This window comes from Streptomyces sp. NPDC097981, assembly GCF_040302565.1.
In the GTDB taxonomy this organism is placed as follows: Bacteria; Actinomycetota; Actinomycetes; order Streptomycetales; family Streptomycetaceae; genus Streptomyces.
On sequence record NZ_JBEORW010000010.1, the window covers coordinates 149544 to 175738 of the forward strand.

Here is a 26195-nt window from a genome sequence, read left to right on the forward strand (position 1 = left end):
CCCACCGACATCCCGCGAGGATTCCATGTCCGACGCCGCGACCTGCGCGACCACAGACCCGGACGTCGAACTGCTCGACGCCCTGTGCCGCGAGCTCGCCGAGGCCGCCGACGCCGTCGGCGAAGCCGCCCGGCACGCCTCCGAACTGGCCCTCGGCGCCCGTCTCCCGGCCGCCGCCCTGGGCCGCCGCCGCGGCCGCTCCCGGCTCGGCTGGCGCACCCTGCTGCGCACCCTCACCGACCCGGCGGGCCTGGGCTGGGGCCCGCGGGGCAGGGGCGTCGCGCGGGCCGGCTGGTTCGCCGGGGTCCTCACCGGCCGGGAGAGTCTCGCCGTCAGCCTCGCCGTCTGCGGACTCAAGGCCCGTATCCGGGCGGCGAGCACAGACCGTCCCGATCTGCTGGACGACCCCGACGGTGCGGCGATCCTCCGGGCCGTGGCCGAGGACCGGCAGGGGGCGGCCGTCCGGGTTTTCCGCCGGGTCATGCGGGACCAGGGCGCCGAGCGGGCGTTCGCGCTGCTCTCCCCGTCCTTCGCCGACCTGTTCGCCTGGAACGCCCTGACCGATGCGAATCCCTTCAACGACCATGCCGGGTGGCAGGTGGCCACCGGCCGGGCCGTGCCCGCCGAACCGCTGCTCGGACTCGGCGCCGCCGTCCGGGCCTTCTTCGACCGGGACCGGGACCAGGGCCGCGGCCGGGGCCGCCACCGGGGCCCGGGCCGTCGCCCCGCACCGGCCGCCCCGGACAAGGGCTGCGTCCACACGATCGGCCTCATCGGGACCGGCGGCATCCTCCTCGTCCAGCCCTGGCGCAGCCGGTGAGCCCCGCCACCCGGCTGCGCCAGGGCCCACCGGACCCGGCCGGCGGCCTGCGCGGCCACTCCGCCGTACTGCGCGCCCACGCGCTCCGGCTGCGCGCGGCAGCCGAAGCGCTGGACTGGCAGGGCCCGCAGGCCGACGCGTTCCGCGCCGAGGTGGCCGCGCTGGCCGACCGCTGCGCCACCGCCGCGAACGGGCTCGCCGTGGCAGCGGCGCAGCTGGAGGACGAGTGACGGCAGCAGGACGAAGCCCAGGCGCAAGGGCAGTCTGCCGAGGATCGCGCCGAGTGCGATCAGTACGCGCTGTCACGCAGGGGGTTCCTTCAGCTGTCCCGGGAGAGGGAAGGAGAGGGGGGCCGGTGGAGGCCGGGCAGCGCGGACAGCGCGGCCAGAGCCCGCTCGGTGATCTCCTCGGGCGATCCGGACACGTCGACGACGACGCCGAGTTCGTCCTGCTGGAGCGGCTCCAGCGTGGCGAACTGCGAATCCAGCAGGGTGGCCGGCATGAAGTGGCCAGTGCGGGCCGCGATCCGCCGCTCGATCAGCGGCCGTTCGCCGGTCAGGTGCACGAACACCGCGTCGGGCGCGGCCGCGCGCAGCCGGTCGCGATAGGCGCGCTTGAGCGCCGACGAGGCCAGCACGACGCCCCTGCCCGCCGGCCGGGCGCGGATCCACGCGCCGATGGCGTCCAGCCAGGGCTGCCGGTCGGCGTCGTCCAGGGGAATGCCGGCGGACATCTTGGCGACGTTGGCCGCCGGGTGGAAGGCGTCGCCCTCCACGTACGGAATGCCGAGCGCGTCCGCGAGCAGCGTGCCCACGGTCGTCTTGCCCGTGCCGGCCACGCCCATCACCACCAGCACGCGCTGGGTGCCGCTCACGTCGTACCTCGCCGTTTTCGTCGACATCGGTTGGTGCGCCCTCACTGAAGCTATTGAGTAGTACTTATTCAAGATTCCGGTCCTGCGCACCGGCGAGATCGCCGACCGCCCGCGCCGGCTGCGCTCCCTGACCGTGCTGCGCTCCGCGATCGAGCCGGTCGCGGCCGGCCTCACCGCCGTGCGGGCCACCCCCGACCAGTGCGCCGGGCTCGCCGAAGCCGCCCCCGGCAGATCGCGGTGGGCGGCCTGGGGGAGCCCGACGTCCTCGCACCGGAGCCCACGTCCCCCTGACGGGCCTGCCGGCTCAGGAACTCCGGGGCGTGCCGCCGGGCTTCCGGCATGCCGTGCGGAGCCGGCCGTCCAGTCCGCGGGGCCCCGGCGCGCGGGGCCCCGGCCGGCGTCCGGACGGCCCCGGCGGTCCGCCGCCAGGGCCGCCTCCCGCCGTGGCGGTGGTCTCCGCGCTGTGCGGGGACCGATCAGCGGGGCGAGTCCGGGGGACCGGCGAAGTAGGCGGCCGCCATGTCCTGCGCGCCGTGGCCCCGGGCCGCGGCGCGGTCCAGCCGGGCGGCGGTGGCCCGGGCCAGGTCGACGGCCACGCCCGCCCGGCCTGCCGCCTCCGCGATCAGGGCGGTGTCCTTCTGCGCGCTGTGCACCGTGAAGCTGGGGGCGAAGTCCCGTTCCAGGACGGCCTTCATCTTCGCCTGGAGGTACGGGTTGTCCATCGGGCCGCCGGTCACGGCCCGCGCGAACAGGTCCGGGTCCACCCCCAGCCCCTCCGCCAGCGCAAGGGCCTCGCCGACCGCCGCCGTCAGGGTGATCGCGTACCCGACCGTGGCCAGCTTGAGGCGGGTCGCGGCCCCCGCCTCCTCCCCGGCCCGGAGCGTCTTGGCGCCCACCGCGTCGAACACCGGGTCCAGCCGCGGATCCGCCGGTCCGGAGGCCAGCACCACCAGCGTCCCGGCCTCCGCCGGCTGCCGGGTCCCCTGCACCGGGGCGTCCACGAACACCAGGCCGTGCTCCCGGGCGAAGCCGGCCAGCTCCTCCAGCGCGACCACGCCGACCGTGCTCATCTGCGCCCACACCTGACCCGCGCGCAGCCCCGGCACGGCGGCGGCCATGGCCTGCGCCACGGCTGCGCCGTCCGTCAGCACGGTCAGCACCACACCGGCCCCGGAGACCGCCTCGGCCGGACTGTCGGCGACCGCCACGCCCTCCGCGGCCAGCGGTTCGGCCTTCTCCCGGGTCCGGTTCCACACCCGCAGCCCGAGCCCGGCCCGCAGCAGGTTCCGAGCCATCCCGGAGCCCATGATCCCGGTGCCCAGCAGCGCGACAGTCTCCACGGCGTCACTTCCCTTCCGGAAACGTCCAGTCCGTCCAGTCTCGGCGCCGCGCCCCGCCCGGCGGGTCATCCCACGCCCGGCGCCGCCCGGACGCGGAGCGCGATCACCTCGCCCAAGGCCGACTGATCGCGGTCCGTGAGGCGGCGCTCGGCATGGAGCATGCCCAGGGCAGCGGTCAGCCGATCCGACCTCCTCCGGGCGGGCGGGCGGGCAGGGCGACGGGCATGACCAGCGTCGTGAAGCAGCCCTGGTCGGCGGAGCGGACCAGGACCGGCCGGGCGGGCGCCGCGGAGATCTCCAGCAGGACGTCCGGACCGACGGCGGCCTCCAGGGCCGACGCCAGCACCGCCGGGTCGAAGCCGGTCCGCACCGGCTCGGCCTCCTCTCGTACAGCGGCGAGCCGGGACGCCGGCCCGCCGGTGTCCGGCCGGGACACGAGCAGCCGGTCGCGGCCCAGTTCCACCGCCACGACCGGGACGCCGCCGCAGGCGTCGAGGGCGGCGATCAGCGCGGCCCGGTCCACGACCACCCGGTGGGCGGGACCGTCGAGGGCCGCCAGCATCTCCCGGTACGCGGGGAACGCGCCGTCGGCCGGTACCACCTCGCGGGAGCCGCCCGGATGCCGGACCGTGAGCGGCGTCCCGGCCCCCTCGGCGCCCGCCGCCACCGTCACCTCGGCGGACCGGGCGGCCCATGCCCCCAGGGCGGCCAGGGCGTCCGCGTCGATCAGGAACCGGCCCGGCGGCCCGGTCAGGGCCGAAGGCCGCAGCGTGCGCAGGGCGAACCGGTAGCGGTCGGTGGCCACGAAGCGGACCTCGTCCTCCTCGAACTCCACCAGTACGCAGCCCAGGACGGGATGCCCGGGATCGCGTCCGGCGGCCGGCGCCACCTGCCGGGCCGCACTCGCCAACTCGGCTCCGCCGAGCGTGAACTCGGTGACCGGCGGCCCGCCGGGCAGCGCGCCCAGCACCGCACCGATCGCCGCGTCGGCGGCCCGCCCGCGCTCCCGGACCGCCGCCCGGTGCCGCTCCAGCACCTCGCGGGCCCCTTCGGCGGGCCCGTCGAGTACGGCGACCACGTCGGTCAGCGCCAGCCCGGCGGCCCGCAGGTCGCGCAGCAGCACGGCCCGGGGCTCTTGCGCGGCGGTGTAGTGGCGGTAGCCGGTCACCGGGTCGACGTGGGCGGGCAGCAGCACGCGGCAGTCGTCGTAGAAGCGCAGGGCGCTGGGTGCGAGTGCGACCCTGCGGGCGAACGCGCTGATGGTCATCAGATCGGGCGGGGTGTCGTCCATGACGGCGATTGTCGACTTTCATCCCGCTCGAAGGTCAACCCGGCGCCGCCGAGCCGTTGGCGCTAGCTCTCGGCGGCCGCGGTGCGCGGTGTCGTCTGCTGCACCGCCCAGCCGTTGCCGTCCGGGTCGGAGAAGTAGACGAACGAGCCCCACGGCATGTCCTGGATCTCCGTCACCTCGATGCCCCGGCCGCGCAGGTCCTCGTACGCCTCCTCGATGTCGGCGACGACGACCTGCACGTTGTCCAGCGATCCCGGGGCCATCCGGGTGAGGCCTTTGCCCAGGGCGATCGAGCAGGCCGACCCCGGCGGGGTCAGCTGCACGAAGCGGATGTCCTCGCTCACGGTGACGTCGTGATCGGCGTGGAAGCCGATCCGCTCGTAGAAGGCCTTGGCCCGGTCGACGTCGGTGACGGGCACGGCGACCAGCTCCAGCTTGATGTCCATCGGTTGCTCCACGTGCTCCACGGTCGGCAGCGGCCCGCCGCATGAGGGCCTCCCGGCATCATGCTCCCGCCGCCGGTACGGCGCCGCCCGGCGCGGCGTCCGCCGGTGCGAACTGGGTCCGGTACAGCTCCTCGTACCGTCCGCCCGCGGCCAGCAGTTCCGTGTGCGTACCGCGCTCCACGATCCGGCCCTCCTCGACCACCAGGATCAGGTCCGCCGCCTGTACGGTCGACAGCCGGTGTGCGATCACCACCGCCGTCCGGCCCGCGAGTGCCTCGCCCAGGGCCTCCTGCACCGCCGCCTCCGAGGTGGAGTCCAGGTGCGCCGTGGCCTCGTCCAGGATCACCACCCGCTGACGGGCCAGCAGCAGCCGCGCGATGGTCAGCCGCTGGCGCTCGCCGCCCGAGAGGCGGTAGCCGCGCTCGCCGACCACCGTGTCCAGGCCGTCCGGGAGGGAGGCGACCAGCCCCTCCAGGCGCGAGCGCCGCAGGGCCTCCCAGATCTCCTCCTCGCCCGCCTCCGGCCGGGCCAGCAGCAGGTTGGACCGCACGGACTCGTGGAACAGGTGCCCGTCCTGGGTGACCATGCCGAGCGTTTCCCGGATGGAGTCGGCCGTGAGGTCCCGTACGTCGACCCCGCCCAGGCGGACGGTGCCGGCATCGGCGTCGTACAGCCGCGGCAGCAGCTGCGCGATCGTCGACTTGCCGGCGCCGGACGAGCCGACCAGTGCGACCATCTGCCCCGGCTCGGCGCGGAAGGACACCTCGTGCAGCACCTGCGTACCGCCCCGGGCGTCGAGTACGGCGACCTCCTCCAGCGAGGCCAGCGAGACCTTGTCGGGGGAGGGGTAGCCGAAGGAGACCCGGTCGAACTCGACGGCCACCGGCCCCTCCGGCACCCGGCGGGCGTCCGGCTTCTGGGCGATCAGCGGCTTCAGGTCGAGGATCTCGAAGACCCGCTCGAAGCTCACCATGGCGCTCATCACCTCGACGCGGGCGCCGGCGAGCGAGGTCAGCGGGGCGTACAGCCGGGTCAGCAGCAGGGCGAGGGCGACGACGTTCCCGGCGTCCAGGGTCTCGCGCAGGGCGTAGTAGCCGCCGAGCCCGTAGACGAGGGCGAGCGCGAGGGCCGAGACGAGGGTGAGCGCAGTGATGAAGGCCGACTGGGCCATCGCCGTACGGATCCCGATGTCCCGTACGCGTGCCGCGCGCGCCGCGAACTCGGCCGACTCGTCGGCGGGCCGCCCGAACAGCTTCACGAGGGTGGCGCCCGGCGCGGAGAAACGCTCCGTCATCTGTGTGCCCATCGCCGCGTTCAGCGCCGACGCCTCCCGCTGCATGGCGGCCATCCGCGCCCCCGTCCGGCGCGCCGGCAGCACGAACACCGGCAGCAGGACGAGGGCGAGCAGGGTGATCTGCCAGGAGATGCTCAGCATCACGGCCAGCGTCAGGACCAGGGTCACCGTGTTGGCGACCACCCCGGACAGGGTGTTGCTGAACGCCCGCTGGGCGCCGATCACGTCGTTGTTGAGCCGGCTGACCAGTGCGCCGGTGCGGGTCCGGGTGAAGAAGGCCACCGGCATGCGCTGGACGTGGTCGAAGACGGCCGTCCGCAGGTCCAGGATCAGCCCCTCGCCGAGGGTGGCCGACAGCTTGCGGGTGAGCAGCCCGAGCCCCGCCTCGGCGACCGCGATCAGTGCGATGAGCAGGGCGAGCCGGGTGACCGCAGCGCTGTCCCGGCCGTCCACGATCGCGGTGACCACCCGGCTCGCGAGGACGGGGGTGGCCACCGCCAGCAGCGCGGTCACCACGCTGAGAAGCAGAAACAGGGTGAGCCCGCGGCGGTGCGGGCGGGCGAAGGCGGCGACCCGGCGCAGGCTCGCCCGGGAGAGCGGGCGCCGGTCCTGCTGGGCGTTCATCGCGCTGTGCAGCGATGTCCAGGCGGTGACTTCCATGTCCATGATGGGAACGCTAGGACCTCAACCAAGCTTGAGGTCAATCGTTTGGTCGGATCCGTACCGAACTCCCGCCCGTACGGGGCGCGTTCACGTATCCTGTGGGCTGTCGGCGGTGGGTGCCATCATCGGGGGATGACGCAGGGATCGACGCAGGACCCAGGGTCCGGGCGCTCCGGACGGACGACCGCCGACACCGTCTTGGACCTGTTCGGGCAACAGGTACGGGACACCCCGCAGGCACACGCCGTCATCGCCGGCCAGGACAGCCTCACCTACGGACAACTGGACGCCCGTGCCAACCAGTTGGCGCACCACCTCATCGCCGGCGGACTGCCGCCCGGCGCCGTCGTGGCCATCGGGACCGTCCGCCGGTCCGAAATCGTCATCGCCCTGCTGGCCGTCCTCAAGGCAGGCGGGGCCTACGCCGTGATCGACGTCGAGGTCCCGCTCACCGGGCAGCGCCAGCTGTCCGCCCTCACGCCGTACGTCCTGCTCACCCACGCCGCGCACCACGCCCGGCTGGACGACGGCAGCGGCCTGCGGGTGATCCGCCTCGGCGCGGAGGCGGCCGGGATATCCGGCCGGCCCACCGGACCGCCGCAGCGGCCCGAGCCCGGCAGCGCCGCCGCCGTCCTGTTCACCGGAGCCGCGGTCCCACGCGCCGTGACCCTCGGCCACGCCCGGCTGCTCGCCGCCCACGAGGCCTGGGCCGAGGTCATCCGGCCCGTTCCCGGGGACCGCCACCTGATCACCCCGAGCCCGGACCTCACCGCCTTCGCCGCCGGCTGGACCCGGGCCCTGTGCACGGGCGGCGCCCTCGTCCTGCCCGAGCGCCCGCCCTGGACGCCCGAAGGGATCCGCCGGGCGGTGGAGACCGAGCGCGTCAGCATGCTGCACACCGACCCGGCCGGTGCGGCCCGGCTGCTCATACGGGAGGCCGCGGCCGCCGCCGGATCCGGTTCCGGAGCCGCCGGCGCGCCCGGCCGCCGCAACCCCGACCCGGCCCTGCGGTCGCTGCGCCTGGTCACGGTCACCGGCGACCGGCTCTTCCTCGACGAACTGGACGCCCTGCAGGGCAGGCTCCGGGCCGGCGCCCGGCTGCTCAACGTGTACGGACCGACCGAGACCGCGGGCACCGGCACCTGGTTCGAACTGCCGCAGATGCCGGGCCCGTTGGACGACCCCGAGCAGCTCTGCCTGATCGGCACCCCGTTCCCCGGCTGCCGGGTGGACCTCAAGGACGGGCAGATCCGCCTCACCCCGCCCGACGGCGGCGACGCGGTCCTCACCGGCGACCTGGCGGAGCTCCGCCCGGACGGGCTGCTGGAGTTCCGCGGCCGGATCCGCGACCGGATCGCCTCAGCCGACGGCGTACTCGACCCGCACGCCGTCGAAGCCGTCATCCGCAGCCACCCGGACATCGGCGCCGCCCTCGTGGCCGAGGTCCCGGACGGCACCGGCGCCGCGCAGCGGCTGGTCGCCTACGTGGCCCCGCCCGCCGACGCGCAGGCCTGGCCCCCGGCCGCCGACCTGCCGGACAGCGGGCAGCTGCGCGACCACCTCGCGGGCAAGGTGCTCCGGGCGCAGAGCCCGCAGGCCGTGGTCCGGCTGCGCACGCTGCCCCGCAACCGCGCGGGCCAGGAGAACCGGGACGCCCTGCCCCAGCCCGTGCTCACGGCGAAGCCGGGCAGGGGGAGCGCCGCGCGGGGCGCCGGCAAGTACGGGGCCGCCGGCGGGCGCCCGGTGCCCGGACGGCCGAGCGTCGGCTGCAGCACCCTGGTGTCGGCCCTCGGCGCCCTGTTCCTTCTGGGGCTCGCGAAGCTCCTCTGGCCGGGCTCGACCGATCTGGGGGGTGTGCCCAACCCATGGGCGTTCCTCTTCTCCGTGCTCTACCTGTGCGAGGGAGCCGCGTTCACCGCGGGGCTGCTCTTCCTGCTCGGGGGCCGCGCACTCATGCTGCGCCACGTCCGCAGCCGCGGCCGGGGCCTCGCCACGGCCGCGCACCTGGCGGTGGTGTACCTGCTCGTCGCCTGGTGGCCGCAGGACAACCTCTACCGGCTCGCCGCCAAACGGGACTGGCCGCTCCAGGCCGCCCTCGTCTACGCCTTCAACATCCCGCTGATGATCGCGGCCGCCATCGTCGCCGTCTACGTCACCAGAAAGCCGCCCTCGCCCTTCGACTTCGACGACGCCGACGACACTCCCGGGGGCTCCGGCGGCTGACCTCAGGCGAACGCCGCGCCCACGGCGAGCGCCTCCGCCCGTACCAGGGCCTCGGCCGCGTCCAGCACCTTCCTGCCGTGCGCGGCCACCAGCACGCCCAGCCACGGCGCCGGGTCGAAGGCGCCCGTCGGGATCGCGGGCACGAACAGCGCACCGAGCTCGGCGCAGCCCCGGGACAGCGTCTCGCACAGCTCGTCCAGCGCGGCCCCCGGCAGCCTGGCCCCCAGCTCCACCCGGTCGGCGATCCGTACGAGGTGCCCCGCGCCCCGCAGCGCGTCGAGCCGGGCCGCCACCATGAAGGCGACCGACGGCCCGGTGAGCCGCAGGTTCGCCTCGGTCGGCGCCAGCCGGCCCGCCCCGTCGGCGACGAAGTCCACGTCGAACCAGCCCCGGTAGCCGGCGGCCGCCAGCTCCCGGCCCACCGCATCCCCGAACGCGAGCAGCGGCTCCTCCGCCCACGCGGGCACCACCCCGGGGCCCACCGTCGCGCCGCGGTACCCGGCGCCCGCCACGTCCATCACCGCGCCGCCCACCTCGTGTACCCGGCCCGCCTCGTCCACGAACCCGTCGTACGTCAGATCGCGCGGTGCGCCGGGCTCGGCCGGGCCGGACACGTACTCCTCCACCAGCAGGGGCCCGCGCGGGAGTCCGCGCAGCACCGCGCGGGCGCCGCCGGCGGCGCGGACCCCGTCGGGTGTCACCACGGTGGTGCCGGAACCGCCGACACCGTGCTCCGATTTGAGAACGGTGCTCTCGCCCGCCTCGGCCCGGGCGGCCAGCAGCCGGGCCGCCGCCCGCCGGGTGGGGGCCGGCCACTGCCCGGGGAGCACGATCCGGGGATGCCCGCCGCCCGAGAGGATCCGCTCGAACAGGCCGTGCGCCGCCGACTTGGACTCGTACCGCAGCTCGCGGGGCCGCCACGGCCGTCCGGTCAGCCGCGCGAAGGCCGCCGTCCGCCCCCACGGTACGAGCGGCAGCCCAGCCGAGGTCAGCCGCCCGGCCAGCGCCGCGCGGGCCCGTACGGCATCCGACAGCCCCCGGCGCCCGTCCGCCGGGCCCCCGTCCACCAGGCCGTCGTACACCTCGACCCCCTCCCACTCCATCACGCGGCAGACCCGCTCGATCCAGCCCGGCGGCACCGCCCCGGGCAGCACCAGCGCGGCCGGCCACGGGCTGTGGAAGGCGGCCAGGCAGGCGTAGTGGTGCGCGGCCCGCTGGTCGCGGTCCAGGGAGGCGTCGGTGAACTGGGCGTTGTATTCGGCGACATTGCCCACGTGCACGGCCGGTCCGCCGCCGGTCCAGGCCCGCGCCCAGTCGGCGAGCGGCACGGGCGCCGCCTCGAACCGCACGAGGCCGGCGGGGACCTCGTCGTCGCCCGGACCGGCGCAGGACACCGGTGAACTCTGCGCGCCCATCGCCCGGTAGAACCCCGCCGCATGCGGGTCGGCGTCGATCAGCAGCCTGCGGAACCCCAGTCCGGCGGCCCGGTGCAGCGCGTCCCGGTACAACCGCCGCCCGACACCCCGCCCGATGGCTTCCGGTTCCACGAACAGCAGTCCCAGCCGGGCCACGGGCGGCGCGCCCTCCAGGGACGCGAGCCCCAGCACCCGGCCGCCAGAGGCGTCCTCGGCGACCACGATCCGGCGGGCCGCCACCTCGCCGGCCCGGATCCGCAGTTCCCGCGCGCAGGAGGCCAGGAACCCCGCGTCGTACCCCCAGTGCGCTTTGGAACGGAGCACAAGCCCGGTAAGCGCCTCCGCCTCACCGGCCCCCGCCGTCCTGATCTTTACCATTCCCTGACCTCCCCATGGTCTGCCACAAGGCCGTGCGATAGATTCGGCCACCCTGGCCGCAGGTGCGCGCCGGGCACGGCAGGTCCTTCCCACCCTCGCGGAGAACGGCTTCTCAATGAGCGACATCATCAACGGACTTGGCCGCACCAGCGCCTTCGGCCTCCTCGGCCTGGTGCTGCTGATCCTCGGCATCGTCCTGGTGGACGTGCTGACGCCCGGGAAGCTCGGGAAGCAGATCTGGGAGGAGCGCAACCGGAACGCGGCCGTCATGCTGAGCTCCGCGCTCCTCGGCGTCGGCGGGATCGTCTTCACCTCGATCTGGACGACGTACGACGACTTCGGCAAGGGGATGCTGTCCACCGCCGCGTTCGGCCTGCTCGGCCTGGTCCTGATGGGTGTGGCCTTCCTGGTGCTGGACTGGGTGACCCCCGGCAAGCTGGGTGCCATCGTCGTCGATCCGGACCCGCACCCGGCGGTGTGGGTCACGGCCGCCTGCAACCTGGCGGTGGCCGCGATCGTCGCCGCCTCGATCGCCTGACCCGTCTGCCGTCTGCCGTCTGCCGTCTGCCCGGTCGCGGTGGGCGGGGGTCCTGCCGCTCGATCCGGTCCTGTCCTTCAGGCGGGCACGGGTAGGCTGCTCACGGTCGATCACGGGGGGAGCCGGTGGGCATGGGCACGGCAGCCGCACTCGAAAAGCTCGTGCCGGTGCTGCTGGCCTTCGGCGGCGGAGTGCTGCTCGCCCGCCGCAAGACCGTGCCGGTCGAGGCCTCCAAGGCCTTCGCCGACTACGCCTTCCTGTTCGCCGTCCCCTGCTACCTCTTCGGCAACATCTACGGCAGCGACCTCGGCGCCCTGTTCAACTGGCGGGCCATCGGCGCCTACGCCGTGGCCGCCGCCCTCGCGGTGCTCGCCGTCGCCTTCGTCTCGGCCGCCCAGGGCGTACGGGACCCCCGCGACGTGGCGCTGCGCGTGATGGCCGGAGTCCAGGTGAACACCGCCTACTTCGCCGTCCCCGTGTTCATCACCCTGTTCGGGACGGCCGCGCCGATCTTCCCCGTGCTGCTGTTCCAGGTCTGCGTGCTCTCCCTCGTCGTCATCGCCATCATGGAGCTGGGTCGCGCCGGTCCGGCCGCCGGGGGTCCCGTGCAGCGGCTCTCCCGGGCCGTCGGCGCCTCGCTCGCCACCCCGCTGGTCCTCGCCTGCAACGCCGGTATCCTGCTCAACCTCTTGTCGGTGCACCTCCCGAAGGTGGTCCTGGACGGGGCCGCGTTCGTCGGGGACAGTGCCTCGCCGATCGCACTGTTCGCCCTCGGACTCCACCTCGGCGGCCTGGGGCTGGACATCCGGGGCACCGGCCGCGAGGAGCTGGCCCTCATCACCTTCAAGTGCCTGGCCTTCCCGCTGCTGGCCTGGGCGGTGTGCGGGCCGCTGTTCGGCGTACGGGGGGAGTGGCTGACGTACCTCGTCCTGATCGCCGCGATGCCCACCCCGCAGAACCTGTTCATCTTCGCCCAGCGCTACGACGTCGGCGTCGACCTCTCCGCCTCGCTCGTGATCAAGAGCTCGGTGGTCTCCCTGCTGCTGCTCCCCCTCTGGCTGCAGATCGTGGTCGCAGCGTGAGCCGCCCCGCGAACAGGTGGCGGTCCGCTCGTTCCCCGCGGGGGCTTCGGTCGTTGACCCGGCATGGAGCTGTTGCCGACCATCGCGGCGCCGGGCGTCGGTGAACGGGCCGATGCCGCGGCCGATGCCGCCTGCCACCTCTACGACGCCGTCGCCCCGTGGAGTTCCGCCGAGCCCGGCGGGTGGAGCCGTACGGCGGCCGAGGACGCCGCCGAGACCATCGAGACCACCGCGCACGCCCTGGCGTACGCCCATCCGCGTGCCGAGGCCGTCCTGGCCCCGGTGCACGCCGCCCTCGCCGACCTGCGCCGCCGGCTCGGGCTCCCGCCCGCCGACCAGCTGACCGCCGACGGGCTCCCGGCGACCCCGCGCACGGTGGGGAACCCGCGGCGCACCCGCCGGGGCCGGGTGCTCACCCCGCCTGTGCCCCGGCAACCGCCTGCTCGTACAACTTCTTGACGTCCGCCCCGAAGTACGAGCTGTACGAGGTGTCCGCGGTGTCCCCGCCCGTCTTCCAGCCGCCGATGACCCCGACGACGTCCCCGGTCTCGGTCACCTTGTCGTAGTTCTTCAGGAAGGGTCCGCCGCTGGTCCCGCCGGGGTATCCGGTGCAGTCGATCCGCAGGAACGATCCGGGGATTCCCGGATCGTTGCTGGTGAACTTGGTCGTCCGGTTCACACACAGCCGCGGGCGCGCGGCCGATGCCGGATAGCCGATCAGCGACACCTTCGCGTGTTCGTAACCGGCGCCGGTGACCAGGCGGTTCCCGCCGACGACGGCTTCGACGGGGAACCCGTCCGCGTCCGGCCCCACCTGCGCGAAGGCCACGTCGAGGGAGGCTCCCTTGTCGGCGCCCAGGCTCTTGTAGCGCGGGTCGATCCACACTTTCGAACGCCCGTCGGCGGCGCGCAGCACCGGGAACATCCCGTACGGCTGCGGGTTGTCCGCCGTGTACAGCGGTACGAAGGCCACCTGCCGGGCGTCGGTGCCGAGCAGGCAGTGCGCCGCGCTGAGCACCAGGTTGCGGCCGGGGGAGGCGACCACGCTCGCGGTGCAGAAGTACGCGCCGCCGTCCTTCATCACGAACATCCGGCCGACGACCGGGATCCCGTCGAAGTCCTGCCCGGTGCCGGGGTCCGTGGCCCCGGCCGCCGCGGGGGCCATGGGGGCCGCGGATGCCATCCGGTCGGCCGTCCAGAAGTCCTCCGCCTCGCGGGCGGACCACCTGCCGGGGGGCGGCATGGGGCTCCCGGCCTCGGCCACCGGCAGCGGCCCGGCGGGCAGCAGCAGGGCGGCCGTCATCACCGCCACGGTCAACGTACGTCGCATGTCGAGCTCCTCTAGATGGCCTGCGGGAAGCGGAACAGCCGGTCCGGGTCGTAGGTGCGCCGGACCTCTTCGAGGCGGGCGAGGTTCGGCCCGTAATAGGCCTCGCGCCAGGCGGGCAGTTTCGGATCGATGTAGTTCTGGTAGGCGCGGCCGCTCGCCCACGGGCGCAGGTCCTGCCACAGCCCGTCGAGCCAGCCCTGGTGCCCCGCCACCTCCGCGGGCGTCGCGGACGCGGGCCAGTAGGCGAGGTACTGGGTGAGGAAGGCGCTGTCGCGGTGCACGAACGCGGTGCTGGCCGCGGCCGGCCGGTTCACCGCCCCGCCGCACTCGCCGGCGAACTGGACGACGCCCAGCCCGCCGCCCGGCACGGTCTGCCCGTACCGCCGCACGGCGGCCAGCACGGCGGCGATCCCCGCGTCCGGCAGCCCGGCGGCGCCCCAGAAGTCGCTGCGCCCGCTGTACGAGTCCCGGCCGGTCCGCCCTTCGGGGGTCCGGCCGGGCAGGGTGCCGGGCAGATGGCACTGCGCCGCGCTCTGCTCCGCACAGCCCGACATGGCCCGCAGCGTCTCCTCGTAGCCCCGTACGACGCTCCAGCTGTCCCGCGGCGGCCGGCCGACCAGGTCCGACAGCCGGGTGAGCTCCCGGTCCAGCTCGCCGCGCCCGTCCAGGCACAGGACCCGGACGGCCGGGGCCGTGACCGGGGCCGACGCCGGACCGCCGTCGAGGAGGAACTCGACCTGGCTCCAGAAGGGGTCGGGCAGGGTGGCCAGCCAGCGCTGCCAGCCGCGCAGCAGGGAGGCGGAGTCGGCTTCGGCCCAGTGGAGTTCGGCGTAGGCGCAGTCGGCGGCCGGGTGGGTGCGGAAGCGGAACTCGGTGACCACGCCGAAGTTGCCGCCACCGCCTCCGCGCAGGGCCCAGAACAGCCCCGGGTCCCGGGCGGCGTCGACCTCGCGCACGATCCCGTCGGGGGTGACCACGGTGGCGCCGGTGAGCCGGTCGGAGGTGGTGCCGTACGCCCGGGAGGCTAGCCCCAGCCCGCCGCCCAGGGTGAGTCCGGCGATCCCGACGGTGGGGCACAACCCGGTCGGGATGCCCAGGCCCTGCCCGGCGAGGGCCCGGTTGACGTCGCCGAGCCGGGCCCCGGCGCCGATCCGCACCCCGGCCCCCTCGACGGTCAGCCGGTCCATGGCGCCGAGGTCGACGACGAGCCCGCCGGCGCAGGTGGACCAGCCGGCGTAGCTGTGGCCGCCGCCGCGCGGCACCACGGGGATTGCGGAGCGGCGGGCGAAGCCCAGGCAGACGGCCACGTCGGCGGCGTGCGCGGGATAGGCCACCGCGCCCGGCGCGACGGCGTCGTACCGGGGCTGGAACAGCTGCCGGGCCTCGGGGTAGTCGCCCTCGCCCGGCAGCACCACCCGCCCGTCGATCCCGCGGGCGAGCACCGCCCAGTCCGGGCCGCGGGCCGCCGCCCCGGCAGCCCCGGCCGCCCCGAAGGCGGCGAGGACGGCTGCGGGGGCGCTGACCAGGATCTGGCGGCGGTGGAGGCTCATTTCTCCTTCCTGCCATCGCCTGGGCCGATCGGAGCGAAGGCGGGCCCACGGCGGCCGTGTTGCCCCCCGAACGGCCCACGGTCCGCCTGCCCGCGAGGCCCTGCGGCGGTCGCGTGGCTGCGGGTGCGCCGGACCGGGGCGAAATCGCCCCGGTCCCGGCGGCGTTGACCGGGATCACGGCCATCGGCCCGGCCGCTGTCTCCGCGCCACAGCGGGATCTCGGCAGGCCCGGCCGCGTCCCGCGGGCTACGCGTCCCACACCCTGCGGTACAGCCCGGTGATCTGCAGCGTGCGGGCCGCAGCGGGCCCGAGGGCACCGAGTGGCACGGCGGCGACCGCCTCTTCCGTATCGTCCGGCTCACGCGCAGACTGGCCGTCCGGACGCCGGCTGGGGAGCCGTCCGGGCCGTCATGCGCACCCTTGCCGGCATCCACGGTGACGAGGGCGTCCGTCTTGTCGTCCGGTTCGACTGCTGACCCCCGCATCGGATGAGGCCGCGGGCCCGCCCGGCACCGCATCGCGGCAGCGTAGGCGCCGTCCCGGTGAGGCGAATCCGATCACCGGGGCTGCGACGGGGGTCGTGAGGTGAGTACGGTCTGCCCATGCAGACCGACGGAGCCGGCAGGCAGCAGCGAGGGCACGTTCTTCTCATAGCGGGCGACGCCGCCGTGCGGCGACGCGCCGTTCAGGTCGCGCCCAGTGCGAATCTGGCCGCGCTCGGAGTGCTGCCCGTATCGGCGCTGCTGAACAGCCAGGTCCCCACCGACACCACGTACCTCGACGGCGCCCGGGATCCCAACACCGTGCTGATGCGGCTGCGCGCCGCCGCCGCGAGCCCCGGGCCGCTGCTCGTCTACCTCTCGGGGCGGCTCACCCTCGACCGCCGCGGGCACCGCCTCCACCTCGCGCTGGCGGGGACCACGGCCTCCACCGTCCGCTACACGGCGCTCCCGTGGGACTGGCTGGGTACCGAGCTCGGGGCCCGGACCGCCGGTCCGACCACGGTGGTGCTCGACCTCGTCGCCGACAAGTCCGCCTGGCCGGTGCTCCAGGAGTACGGGAGCCTGCCCGCCCCGCCCTCCGCCGAGGTGTACGGGGTGGTCGTTCCGCCCGCCTTCGCCGGCGGAGCGGACCGGGTGAGCGCGTACACCCGCCACTGGATCGACCAGCTGCGCCGCAGCCCCACCCGCCCCGCCGACCTGCACCTGCACGCCTTCGCCGTCGGAGCCGCCGCCCTGCCGCCCGGCACCCTCGTCCTGCCGGCGATGCGCGAGATCGCCGCGCCGGCCGCTGCCCATGCCCCGGCGCCGGCGGAGCTGGTTCCGGATCCCCGGCCGCACATCCACGCCCTCGCCTCCGGCGGACGGCACCAGGAGGCGGCCACGCTCGCCCAGGCCTGGGAGCAACACGTGCTCCAGACCCACGGGTCCACCTCGCCCGAGGCCACCCACTGGGCGGAGATCCGCGCCGACCTCGCCAGAATGGCCGGAAACTACCGGTCGGCGACCCAGCTCTGGATCAACGCAGGGCGCACCCGCCTGGAGCACCAGCCGCCGGACGCCCCCGAGGTCCTCGCGGCCGCGGCGGGCGCCCTCTACTGCTGGACCCAGCTCAAGGACCAGGCGGCGGCCCGCGACGCCGGCCCCGAACTCGTCCGCCTGCTGAGCGCCCTGCCGAGCCTCGAACCGAGACTCCTGCGGCTGACGCAGCAGCGGCTGGAAGTACTGGAGGGCAGCCGCTAGCTTGATCTTTAACGTCCGACGTCGGACGTTAAAGATCAAGCTAGGCGCCGCCGCCCGTGTCCCGACGGGCCTTGCGGGCCAGGAGGAAGCCCTGGGGGGACTTCTCGTGGCCCGCGGGCTGCCGGACCAGGCGGGCCACCTCCTCCAGGCCGGCCCCGGTGAGCAGGTCCGCGATCAGCTCCGGCGCGGTCCGGTAGACGTCCAGGTCGACGGGGTGCCCGTACGCGTGGTCAAGCCGGATCTTCTCGTCGCCCGCCTTGAACGCGATCAGCACGTGGCCGCCCGGCGCGAGCACCCTGGCGAACTCCGCGAACAGCGGCGGCAGATCCCCCGGCGGGGTGTGCACCGTCGAGTACCAGGCCAGCACTCCGCCGAGCACCCCGTCCGCGACGTCCAGCGCCGCCATCGAGCCCACCTCGAAGCGCAGGCCCGGATACATCCGCCGGGCCACCGCGACCATCGCCGGGGACAGGTCGACACCGAAGGCCCGTACGCCGAGCCCGTCCAGATGGGCCGTCACCCGCCCCGGGCCGCAGCCCAGGTCCGCGACCGCCCGGCCCGCGCCGCCTTCGTCGCGGCGCACGCACTCGGCGAAGGCCGCCAGCATGGCCCGGTCCAGCGGTCTGTCCGCCAGCTCTGCCCGCAGGAGCCTGGCGTAGTCGACGGCGACGGCGTCGTAGGACGCCCGAACGGAGTTCAGGTACGAGGTCTCCTTCATGCCCTGTGACACTAGCCCGCCCGCCCCTTCCGGTCCGCCCCGGTCAGCGGATTGTCCAGCTCCGCCCACTGGTCGCCCGGAATTCCCGGGCTCAGCCGCATCAGTGTCAGGGCCTTGGCCGGCAGCGGCGCGCCGAGCAGGGCCTCGGTGTCCGCGGTGGCCGGGAGGCCGGCGGCCTCGGCCAGCGCCTCGCCGAAGGCCGCGGCCGAGCCGGCGGTGGCGCCCAACGTCCCGGTCAGCAGGGAAGCGAACAGTTTGCGCCGCAGCAAGGTCACGTCGTCGGTGATCAGCCGGCCCGCGAGGGGCGGTACCGGCAAGCCGTGCCGGGCGAGCCGCTCCGGGCTGATCCGGATGTCGGCGAGATCGCGGTAGACCAGCCGCAGCGGGGCCCCGGACGCGGACAGGACGACGAGGAGGTTCTGGCCGTGGGCCTCCAGGGCCACCCCCAGGTCCAGCACCCGCAGGCACACCGACAGCGCGAGCCGGGCGAACTCGGCCCGCCAGGACGCCGAGTGCGCGAACGGCGACAGGGCCAGGGCCGCCACCGGCGCGACCCACTCGCCCGCCGCGGCGTCCGCGTACACCTCGGGCGGCTCGCGCAGCACCGCCGCCAGGTCCGGGCTGTGCGCGGTCGCGGCGCCCAGGGTGCGGGTGATGTGGAGCCGCCCGTCCAGCCGCTCGGACAGGGCCTGCGCGAAGGCGGACACCGCAGCCGCCGTCTCGATGGAGTAGCCGGACATGTCCCGCACGGAGGAGGTCAGCCGGGTGCTCAGCGCCGTCTTGACATGTGCGCCGCCCGCCACGGGGGAGAGGGTGCGCAGCGCCATCAGGGGATGCGCCGCGAAGCCGGGGCGCAGCGCCGCCGGCCCCCGGACCGTTTGTTTCAGGACGTGTTCCGCCTGCCACGGGTGCACCGGCAGCAGGATCCGGCCGTCCTCCCTCAGCTCGGCCGGCCAGACGCCCGTGACCAGGCATTCCTGCGCCCGTACGGCGACCAGCCCGAGCTCGACCACCGGCCGGTGCTCCGGCGCGTACGCCAGCTGCTCGGCCACCGAGAAACCGGGCCGGGAGCGGCAGTTGGGGTGGTACGGATGGCCGTCGACGACCGTCTGCTCCCACTCCCAGGCGGCGTGCGGAGCCGCATCCCCGGGGGTCGGCTGCCCCGCCCGGGACAGCGCGAGCGAGGCGGTGCTGTCGTCCAGCTCGGCGGCGAAGGAGTCCCCGTGCGGTACCCCGAGCGCCGCCATCAGGCGTCCGGCGTGCCGGTACGGGGTGCCGTCGAGCAGCACCTCGGACACGTACGGGACGGTCGCGTACAGGTCCGGCAGCGGTCCCTCCAGCCGTCTGCCGCCGCACAGCAGGAGCGCCAGGGCGCCGGGCCCCCGCTCGCGGCGCTCCACCCACGGCAGCGGTTCGAAGGCCAGCGCCCGCCACAGCCGGGTCAGCACGGCGGAGCGGGCGCCGTCGAGCGCGGCGCTGTAAGCGGAACTGAGCGCGGGGCGCACCTCGGCCAGTTCGGCGGACACGGCTTCCTCGGCAGGGGAGGCGGGGAGGTTCATGCTGGGGTCCAGGGCCCTGTTCCTCTCACGGGTGACGTGGTGATCACGTCATCATCGCGGATACTGAAGATCACGGCCGGGGGTACGCCCTGCGAACTCCCGGCGCATTGGATGGACCGAATGGAATCCGTGGACCTCAACGCCGCAGCCGACGCCTACGCCGCCACCCCCTTGTTGAACTGCCTGCTGCGGGAGGCGGCCGATCCTGCGGAGGCGTCCGGCGATGCCTCGGAAGGGCGTGTCCACCGGCTGCGCGGCAGCGGGCGGCTGCTGCGGGTGCGGGGCGGGCGCCGGCCCGTACACCCCGAACTGCGCACGGCGGAGGGCTGGCGTCCGCTCACCCACACCGAGTTGGTCAAACTCACGGCCGACGAGCTGCACCAGTACACGGGCGTGCCGAACGACGAGCTCCCGGTCGAGATCGCGGACAGCCGCGAGGCCGTCGCCGCGCTGCTCGCCGTCCGCGCCGCGGCCGCGCTCCCGCAGGACCCGTACATCCTGTCCGAGCAATCCCTGATCACGGGACACCCGTACCACCCGGCCCCCAAGGCCCGGGGCGGCGCGCCCGCCGCGAGTTGGCTGCCGTACGCGCCGGAGGCGTACGCCCGGTTCCCGCTGCTCTTCCTGGGGCTGCGCGAGGACCAGGTCGTCGAGGAGGGCGGGCCGGCCGCCGCCGACGCGATCGACTCGCTGGCCGGACTGCTCGACGGCCCGTGCCCGCCCGCCGGATACCGGTTGCTGCCCGCCCATCCGTGGCAGCTGGACCTGGTCGCCGGCTCGGCGGCCGTACGCGCGGCCTTCGCCGACGGGCGGCTGCTGCGGCTCGGCCCGGGGCGCCGCCCGGCCTGGCCGACGGCCTCGATCCGGACTCTGTACATACCCGGTGAGGGCGAGGGCGAGCGCGGGGGTGAACGCGTCCGTGACCGGGACGGCGATCTCTTCGTGAAATTCAGCCTCGACGTCCGGATCACCAACGACGTGCGTCGGCTGTGGCGGCACGACCTGCTGAAACTGCGCCGCACGGACGCCGCGGTCGAGGCCGCTTTCGCCGCTCTGCGCGGCTCCGGGTCGAACGCCGCCTGGCTCGCCGACCGCGGCTACCGGACCGCCTCCTTCGCCTTCGAGGAACTCGCCGTCCTGGTCCGCGACGGGCTGCACGCACAACTGGAGCCGGGGGCCACCCCGCTGGCGGCCGCCGCGCTCGCCGAGGGCTTCCCGGGCAGCCCGCTGGCCGCGACGACCGATCCGGCCGGCTGGTGGCGGGCGTATCTGCGCCATGTCGTGCCGCCCGTACTGGACTTGTTCGCCCGCCACGGCGTCGTGCTGGAGGCTCACCTGCAGAACAGCCTCGTCGCGGTGGACGCCCGGGGCATGCCCGTACAGGCCCTGTTCCGGGACGCGGAGGGGGTGAAGCTCCTGCCGGACGTGGAGCGCGCGGCCGCGTGGCAGCGGCTGGTCTACTGCCTGGTGGTCAACCACCTGACGGAGGTGGCGAGGGCCCTCGCCGAGGCGCACCCGGACGCGGCCGCCGCGGTGTGGCCGGCGGTGCGCGAGGAGTTCCTGCGCTACGACGCCGAACGCGGGCTTCCCGAGATCGCGGAACTCCTCTCCGCCCCTGCCCTCCCGGCCAAGACGAACCTGCTGCTGCGCTGGACCCGCGCGGACGGCGCGGACGCGCGCTACGTCCCGCTCCCGAACCCGCTGCCGGCCCAGGTCGTGTCGTCACAGCAGCGCCGGCCCGGGGGGCACCCCCCGGCGGTGGCCGGGGGAGGGACTCTGACGACAGGCTAGGGCCGTCGGAACGGTCGAAGCCGACCCGGCGGGGCCGGCTTGCTCCCGGTCCCCGGGTGGTGGCGGTCCTCGGCGGCTTGGGCCGGACTCGCGACGGCAGCCATGCCGAGTTGGGCGCGGTGCCGGCCGCCAAACGTGGTCGCGGTGGACCCGTCACCGGGACGGGCCGAGCTCGCGGCCGTTCCGGAGGTCCATGCGACGGCGCGGAGCGGCCTGTTCGGCAACCCGGACCTGCGGCCCGGGCGGTGCGCCTGGACCGGCACGGAGCCGGTGATACTCAGGAGTGCACCACGCCGGATGGATGCGGATGCCGATGTCCTGGGCGGCCTGGGCGAAGGGCCGCATGCGAGGGCGAGTTCCGGCGTGTGACCCGCATCACTGCGGCAATAACGGCTCGGAGCGATGAGTTTGCAGCCGCGTGGCCGTCTACACCCGTGTACACCGACCGAAGAAGAACGGGGAGCAGTTCCCATGCGCATCGTGATCAGTGAGTTCATCAGCCTCGACGGCGTCGTGCAGGCCCCGGGCGGCCCCGAGGAGGACACCGACGGCGGCTTCGCCCACGGCGGCTGGTCGCACCCGTTCTTCGACCCGGAGGTGATGGGCGCCGCCATCGGCGAGGCGATGACCAAGTCCGAGGCCCTGCTGTTCGGGCGCCGTACGTGGCAGACGATGGCCGCGGCGTGGCCCGAGCGGGCCGGTGACCCCTTCGCGGACCAGATGAACTCCATCAAGAAGTACGTCGTGACCCAGACGCTCGGCGAGGACGAGCTGACGTGGGACAACACCACGGCTATCCCCGGCGACAAGGCCGTTGCCCGCATCCGGGAGCTGCGCGAGACCGAGGGCGGGGACCTGGCGGTCCTGGGCAGCCCGACACTCGCGCGCACCCTGCTCGGCGAGGGACTGGTCGACGAACTCCGGCTCATGATCACGCCGGTGCTCCTCGGCGGCGGCAAGTCGATCTTCCCCGAGGACGGCCGGATGCGCACGCTGGAGCTGGTCTCCACCGTCACCAGCGGCACGGGCGTACACGTCAGCACCTACCGTCCCGCCGGAGCCGGCGCCCAGGCCTGAGCGCTGCGGCTTCCGATCCCGGCCTCCCGGGTGCGATCCGGCCAAGGCGGGTCGGGAGGCCGGGCTTCCGCTCATCGAGAGGCATGGATCAATCCGGCGGCGACCGGACCGTTGTCCGCCTCCACCGCGAGCAGGGTCCGTCGGGGGAGACCCTCCGGCGCGCCGTCACGTACCGCTGCCCCCGCGCGGTCGCCGAAGCCCCCGAACTCGCCGGCCACCGCGACCGCCCGGCGGCGCCTTTCCCGCCTGGGACCGGCTGACCTTCCACCGGGACCGTGCGGTGAGCGGGTTCCGCGTCACCTGAGGCGTGCCTGCCCGTCGGGCGGCCGCGCTCAGGACCGCCGGGCTACGTGCGATCTCCAGATCATCCGGCTCAATCCCCTCCGAGTGCGCAGGTGGAATCCGACCTGCCGGTCGCGCGCGTGCGGATAACCCGCGCGTGGACGTGCGCGGGCGTACGTGCACACGCGCGCGGGTAAGCGGACGGCCGCATTTCCGGCAATTCTTGACGTATAAGATGAAAGAGACCACCATCTACGGCAGTCAAGGTCCCGCGCCGCAAGCCGACAAGCCCAAGGAGCGAAACCCCATGCCCGCCCCTGCCCCGTCCTCCGCTTCCGAAACCACCGCAGCCGTCCCCCGTCCGTGCCGAGGCCACCAGGCCGCCCGGATCGCGGACCTGCCGCGGATCGAGGAGCCGAGGGAGGTGGCTCCCGCCGATGCGAGGGAGCTTTCGCGGGTGTTCTTCCGGCGGCTGCGCGAACTGTCCGAGGGCACGCCGGAGTACCAGTACGTCCGCAACGCGCTCATAGAGATGAACACCTCACTCGTGCAGTACGCCGTCCGCCGCTTCCGTACCCGGGGTGACGCAGGCGACATCGAGGACATCGTCCAAGTCGGCACCATCGGCCTGATCAAGGCGATCGACCGGTTCGACCCGGCCCGCGAGAACGAGTTCGCCACCCTCGCCATGCCGTACATCACAGGCGAGATCAAACGGCACTTCCGCGACACGTCATGGGCCGTGCGCGTCCCGCGCCGGCTCCAGGAGATGCGCGTCGACATCGCCAAAGCCAAGGAAGAGCTGACCACCGCGCTCGACCGCTCGCCCACGGTCGCGGACCTGGCCCGCCACCTGTGCCTCTCGGAAGAGGAGGTCATAGAGGGTCTCGTCGCCGCCAACGGCCACACCAGCGGCTCCCTGGACGCCCCGCACGCGGAGCACGGCGACGCCACGGCCGTGAGCCACACCCTCGCCGACGTCATGGGCGAGGAGGAGCCGGCCCTCGAACGGGTCGAGGACATCCAGACCCTCGCGCCACTGCTCGAACAGCTCACCGACCGCGAACGCCGGATGCTGCGGATGCGCTTCGGCCAGGAGCTGACCCAGGCCCAGATCGGCGCCGCGCTCGGCATCTCGCAGATGCAGGTCTCGCGCGTGCTGACCCGCCTCCTCGCCCACCTGCGCGCCTCCATGCTGGAGGACCCGGAGCCCGAGCCCCGGACCGCCTCTGCGTGAGGTGAATCACCTCGGCGTTCACCCCGGAACGCCCTGGGCACCCGCGGATCCGGATCGGACCCTTCCGTCGGTCGTGACGCGGCCGGCGCGGGCGGATCCCGTACCGCGCCACGGTCTCCCGCCCGGCCCCGCCGGCCGGGCAGACCGTACCCGGTACGACCCACGAGGTGTATGCGTCCATGCTCCAGGCCGAACGCGTCCACAAGGTGTTCGGAAGACGACCCGGCGCCTGCGGTCCGCGCGCTCCGCAGTGGCACCGGCCGCGACGAGCTGCGCGCCGACGGCACGACGGCCGCTGTGACCGACGCCTCATCCAGCGTCGGGCCCGGCGCGATCTTCGTCGTCATGGGTCTGCTCGAAAACGCCGCCTGCGGGCTGGAGGTACAGGGCGTCGCCCGCGCCGAGCGCGAGCGCCGAGCCGCCGAGGCTCTGGAGCCGTCGCCCCGCCGCCCGGACCGCTCAGCTGCTGAGGAACGCGGCGATCCGCTCGGCGAACGCCTCCTCGCCGAGGATCTCGATGCCCGCCTCCTCGGCCTTGGCCACCTTGCTGCCCGCCCTGGCGCCCGCCACGAGCAGCGTCGTCCGCCCCGATATGCCGCTCGCGGACTTCCCACCCGCCCGCTCGATCAGCTCGCGCACCTTGTCCCGTGTGTCATACGCCGCCAGCGCACCCGTCATCTTGCCCGTGACCACCACGCTCTGACCGGCGAGCGGACCCTCCTCTCCCGCTTCGCCGGCGGGGCGCTCCGCCTGCGGCTCGGTGAGGTTGACCCCGGCCGCGGCCAGCTTGTCGATGACCGCTCCGAGCTCCGCGAGCTGCGCGACGATCCCGGCCGCCTTGGTGTCCCCGACCAGTTCGACCTCCGTCATGGCGGCGGCGTCGGCGGCCCGGATCGCCTCCATCGTCCCGAAGTGGCGGGCGATCCGCCGGGACATGCCCCGCCCGGTGCCGACGACCCCGAGCGCGCAGAACACCCGGGCCAGCGGCCTGCCCTTCGCGGCTTCGATCTGCTCCAGCAGCTTCACGGCCCGCTTCTCGCTCCCCGCGGCCTCCGCGAGCTCCGCGTGGTCCAGCCCGAACAGGTCGGCCACGTCCCTGACCCGGCCCCCCTCGACCAGCGCCCGTACGTACGTCTCACCCAGGCCGTCGATGTCCAGCTGGTCGCGCCCCGCGGCGTACAGGATCGCGGCGATCCGCCCGCAGTCGGCCGGCTGCGCGCACCGCCACCGCTCCTGGCTCCGGTCGATCTCCCCCTGGCAGCCAGGGCAGACGGCCGGCGGATCGATCGGCCGCTCCTCGCCGGTGCGCAGCTCCACCACCGGGACCTCGATCCGCGGGATGATGTCGCCCGCCTTGTAGACGGTGACGGTGTCGCCGATCCGCAGGCCCCGGCGCTCGATGTCGGCGGGATTGTGCAGCGTGGCGTGGCGCACCACCGAGCCGTCTATCTCCACCGGTTCCAGCACGGCGGTCGGCGCCAGCACGCCGGTGCGGCCCACCGCCCAGGTCACGTCGAGCAGCCGGGTGCGCCGCTCCACCGCCGCCAGCTTGTAGGCGGTCGCCCAGTGCGGGTGGCGCGAGCCGGTCCCGGCCGCGGCCTGCTCGGCCAGGGAGTCCAGCTTGACCACGATCCCGTCGATCCCGAAGGGCAGCCCGGCGCGCAGTGCCGCGATCCGGTCGACCTGCTCCTGCACCTCGGCGGCCGTGGCCACCACCGTCAGCCCCGCGGGGGTCGCGGCGGCCGTCTGGACGCCCGCCTCGGCGACGAAGGCCATCACCTCCGCATGGGTGGTCCCCGGCAGCGCCGCGCCGTCGAGCTCGACCGCCCCGAACGCCCAGAACGTCATCTCCACCGTGTACGGGCGGCCCTTGGCCCGCAGGGTGCCGGCAGCACCGTTGCGCGCATTGGAGAACGCCCCGGCGCCGTGCGCCGCGCGTATCTCGTTGGCCCGCTCGAACTGGGCCGTCGTCAGCAGGACTTCGCCCCGCACCTCGAAGGAGGCGTCGGAGGCCAGCCTCTCGGGCAGTCCGACGATGGTCCCGATCGCATGGGACACGTCCTCGCCGCTCGTCCCGTTGCCCCGGGTGACGAGGCGGACCAGCCGGCCGTCGCGGTACCGGGCCGCCAGCGAGGCCCCGTCGAGCTTCGGCTCGACCACGTAGCCGCCCGCGACCGGCGCGCCCAGCCGGCGCACCACCGAGGCCTCCCAGTCGAGCAGGTCCTGCGGGTTGAACGCGTTCGCCAGCGAGAGCATCGCCGCCGTGTGCGCCACCTCCCCGGCCGGCAGTGCGCCCCCGGCCACCTTGCCGGTCGGCGAGGCCGGGTCGATGTGCTCCGGGTACTGCTCCTCGTAGGCCTGTATCAGGGAGACCAGAAGGTCGAACGAGGCGTCGTCGAGCGGCGAATCGCCGGACCCGTAGTACGCGGCAGAGGCCCTGATGGCCGTGCCGATCGCATCGGCGTACTCGTCACGGGTGGTGAGGGCGGGACCGGCAGGAGCGGTGGTGATCGTCATGCACCGATCCTCGCGCAGGGGTCTGACA

At 74.5% G+C, this 26195-nt stretch carries 21 protein-coding genes and 2 pseudogenes; 12 read left to right on the forward strand and 11 right to left on the reverse strand.

Annotation, left to right across the window (positions count from 1 at the left end; genetic code table 11):
* The first annotated feature begins 25 nt into the window (after positions 1-25).
* A complete protein-coding gene (locus ABTY04_RS12775) occupies positions 26-820 on the forward strand; it encodes a hypothetical protein (protein ID WP_352213374.1) in 795 nt (264 codons plus the stop codon).
* Positions 817-1050: a hypothetical protein gene (locus ABTY04_RS12780; RefSeq protein WP_352213375.1), complete on the forward strand. Its 234-nt coding sequence runs from the start codon at positions 817-819 to the stop codon at positions 1048-1050. Before ABTY04_RS12775 ends, ABTY04_RS12780 begins: the two co-directional genes overlap by 4 nt.
* Before the next feature lie 89 nt (positions 1051-1139).
* On the opposite strand, the gene ABTY04_RS12785 is transcribed toward ABTY04_RS12780, so the two are convergent.
* On the reverse strand, positions 1140-1664 hold the full coding sequence (locus ABTY04_RS12785) for a gluconokinase (protein WP_352213426.1): 525 nt from the start codon (positions 1662-1664) through the stop codon (positions 1140-1142).
* 130 nt (positions 1665-1794) lie between these two features.
* Here ABTY04_RS12785 and ABTY04_RS12790 point away from each other — a divergent pair.
* Positions 1795-1923: pseudogene (locus ABTY04_RS12790) on the forward strand (GntR family transcriptional regulator); the annotation flags it as partial.
* Between the two features lie 247 nt (positions 1924-2170).
* On the opposite strand, the gene ABTY04_RS12795 reads toward ABTY04_RS12790, so the two are convergent.
* From ABTY04_RS12795 to ABTY04_RS12810, 4 genes are all read right to left on the reverse strand, one after another.
* Positions 2171-3034, reverse strand: coding sequence for an NAD(P)-dependent oxidoreductase (locus ABTY04_RS12795; RefSeq protein ID WP_502996621.1), 864 nt, complete (start codon positions 3032-3034; stop codon positions 2171-2173).
* A gap of 175 nt (positions 3035-3209) precedes the next feature.
* Positions 3210-4325, reverse strand: a complete 1116-nt coding sequence (locus ABTY04_RS12800) for a DNA polymerase III subunit beta family protein (RefSeq protein ID WP_352213377.1) — start codon at positions 4323-4325, stop codon at positions 3210-3212.
* A gap of 62 nt (positions 4326-4387) precedes the next feature.
* Entirely contained in the window at positions 4388-4771 is a 384-nt protein-coding gene (locus tag ABTY04_RS12805) for a VOC family protein (RefSeq protein ID WP_352213378.1), read from the reverse strand.
* A gap of 58 nt (positions 4772-4829) precedes the next feature.
* A complete protein-coding gene (locus ABTY04_RS12810; protein ID WP_352213379.1) occupies positions 4830-6731 on the reverse strand; it encodes an ABC transporter ATP-binding protein in 1902 nt (633 codons plus the stop codon).
* 129 nt (positions 6732-6860) lie between these two features.
* Between ABTY04_RS12810 and ABTY04_RS12815 the strand changes: the two genes are divergently transcribed.
* Complete coding sequence (locus tag ABTY04_RS12815; protein WP_352213380.1) at positions 6861-8951, forward strand: AMP-binding protein; 2091 nt, start codon at positions 6861-6863, stop codon at positions 8949-8951.
* Between the two features lie 2 nt (positions 8952-8953).
* Here ABTY04_RS12815 and ABTY04_RS12820 read toward each other — a convergent pair whose 3' ends face one another.
* A complete protein-coding gene (locus ABTY04_RS12820; RefSeq protein WP_352213381.1) occupies positions 8954-10690 on the reverse strand; it encodes a GNAT family N-acetyltransferase in 1737 nt (578 codons plus the stop codon).
* Between the two features lie 169 nt (positions 10691-10859).
* On the opposite strand from ABTY04_RS12820, the gene ABTY04_RS12825 reads away from it, so the two are divergent.
* The 3 genes from ABTY04_RS12825 to ABTY04_RS12835 all read left to right on the forward strand — a co-directional run bounded on the left by ABTY04_RS12825 (position 10860) and on the right by ABTY04_RS12835 (position 12823).
* The gene (locus ABTY04_RS12825) at positions 10860-11282 is read left to right on the forward strand and encodes a DUF350 domain-containing protein (RefSeq protein WP_352213382.1); all 423 of its coding nucleotides are present in this window, start codon (positions 10860-10862) and stop codon (positions 11280-11282) included.
* Positions 11283-11413: 131 nt separating this feature from the next.
* Positions 11414-12364, forward strand: a complete 951-nt coding sequence (locus tag ABTY04_RS12830) for an AEC family transporter (protein ID WP_352213383.1) — start codon at positions 11414-11416, stop codon at positions 12362-12364.
* 63 nt (positions 12365-12427) lie between these two features.
* On the forward strand, positions 12428-12823 hold the full coding sequence (locus tag ABTY04_RS12835) for a hypothetical protein (protein WP_352213384.1): 396 nt from the start codon (positions 12428-12430) through the stop codon (positions 12821-12823).
* Here ABTY04_RS12835 and ABTY04_RS12840 read toward each other — a convergent pair.
* Both ABTY04_RS12840 and ABTY04_RS12845 read right to left on the reverse strand, forming a co-directional pair.
* On the reverse strand, positions 12777-13694 hold the full coding sequence (locus ABTY04_RS12840) for a S1 family peptidase (RefSeq protein ID WP_352213385.1): 918 nt from the start codon (positions 13692-13694) through the stop codon (positions 12777-12779). The two genes, ABTY04_RS12835 and ABTY04_RS12840, sit on opposite strands and share 47 nt — an antisense overlap.
* 11 nt (positions 13695-13705) lie before the next feature.
* Positions 13706-15244 (reverse strand): FAD-binding oxidoreductase, encoded by a 1539-nt coding sequence (locus ABTY04_RS12845; protein WP_352213386.1) that lies wholly within the window; start codon positions 15242-15244, stop codon positions 13706-13708.
* 602 nt (positions 15245-15846) lie between these two features.
* Between ABTY04_RS12845 and ABTY04_RS12850 the strand changes: the two genes are divergently transcribed.
* The gene (locus ABTY04_RS12850; RefSeq protein ID WP_352213387.1) at positions 15847-16986 is read left to right on the forward strand and encodes a hypothetical protein; all 1140 of its coding nucleotides are present in this window, start codon (positions 15847-15849) and stop codon (positions 16984-16986) included.
* A gap of 40 nt (positions 16987-17026) precedes the next feature.
* Here the strand turns inward: ABTY04_RS12850 and ABTY04_RS12855 are convergent, their stop codons facing one another.
* Positions 17027-17704, reverse strand: a complete 678-nt coding sequence (locus ABTY04_RS12855) for a class I SAM-dependent DNA methyltransferase (RefSeq protein ID WP_352213388.1) — start codon at positions 17702-17704, stop codon at positions 17027-17029.
* A gap of 11 nt (positions 17705-17715) precedes the next feature.
* Positions 17716-19263, reverse strand: a complete 1548-nt coding sequence (locus ABTY04_RS12860; protein WP_352213389.1) for an IucA/IucC family protein — start codon at positions 19261-19263, stop codon at positions 17716-17718.
* Positions 19264-19374: 111 nt separating this feature from the next.
* On the opposite strand from ABTY04_RS12860, the gene ABTY04_RS12865 reads away from it, so the two are divergent.
* From ABTY04_RS12865 to ABTY04_RS12880, 4 genes and pseudogenes are all read left to right on the forward strand, one after another.
* The gene (locus ABTY04_RS12865) at positions 19375-21054 is read left to right on the forward strand and encodes an IucA/IucC family protein (protein WP_352213390.1); all 1680 of its coding nucleotides are present in this window, start codon (positions 19375-19377) and stop codon (positions 21052-21054) included.
* A 471-nt stretch (positions 21055-21525) separates the two neighbouring features.
* Positions 21526-22131, forward strand: a complete 606-nt coding sequence (locus ABTY04_RS12870) for a dihydrofolate reductase family protein (RefSeq protein ID WP_352213391.1) — start codon at positions 21526-21528, stop codon at positions 22129-22131.
* Positions 22132-22720: 589 nt separating this feature from the next.
* Positions 22721-23650, forward strand: a complete 930-nt coding sequence (locus tag ABTY04_RS12875; protein WP_352213392.1) for a SigB/SigF/SigG family RNA polymerase sigma factor — start codon at positions 22721-22723, stop codon at positions 23648-23650.
* A 179-nt stretch (positions 23651-23829) separates the two neighbouring features.
* Positions 23830-24085: pseudogene (locus tag ABTY04_RS12880) on the forward strand (hypothetical protein); the annotation flags it as partial.
* A gap of 24 nt (positions 24086-24109) precedes the next feature.
* On the opposite strand, the gene ligA reads toward ABTY04_RS12880, so the two are convergent.
* Complete coding sequence (gene ligA, locus ABTY04_RS12885; protein ID WP_352213393.1) at positions 24110-26167, reverse strand: NAD-dependent DNA ligase LigA; 2058 nt, start codon at positions 26165-26167, stop codon at positions 24110-24112.
* Positions 26168-26195 lie beyond the last annotated feature (28 nt).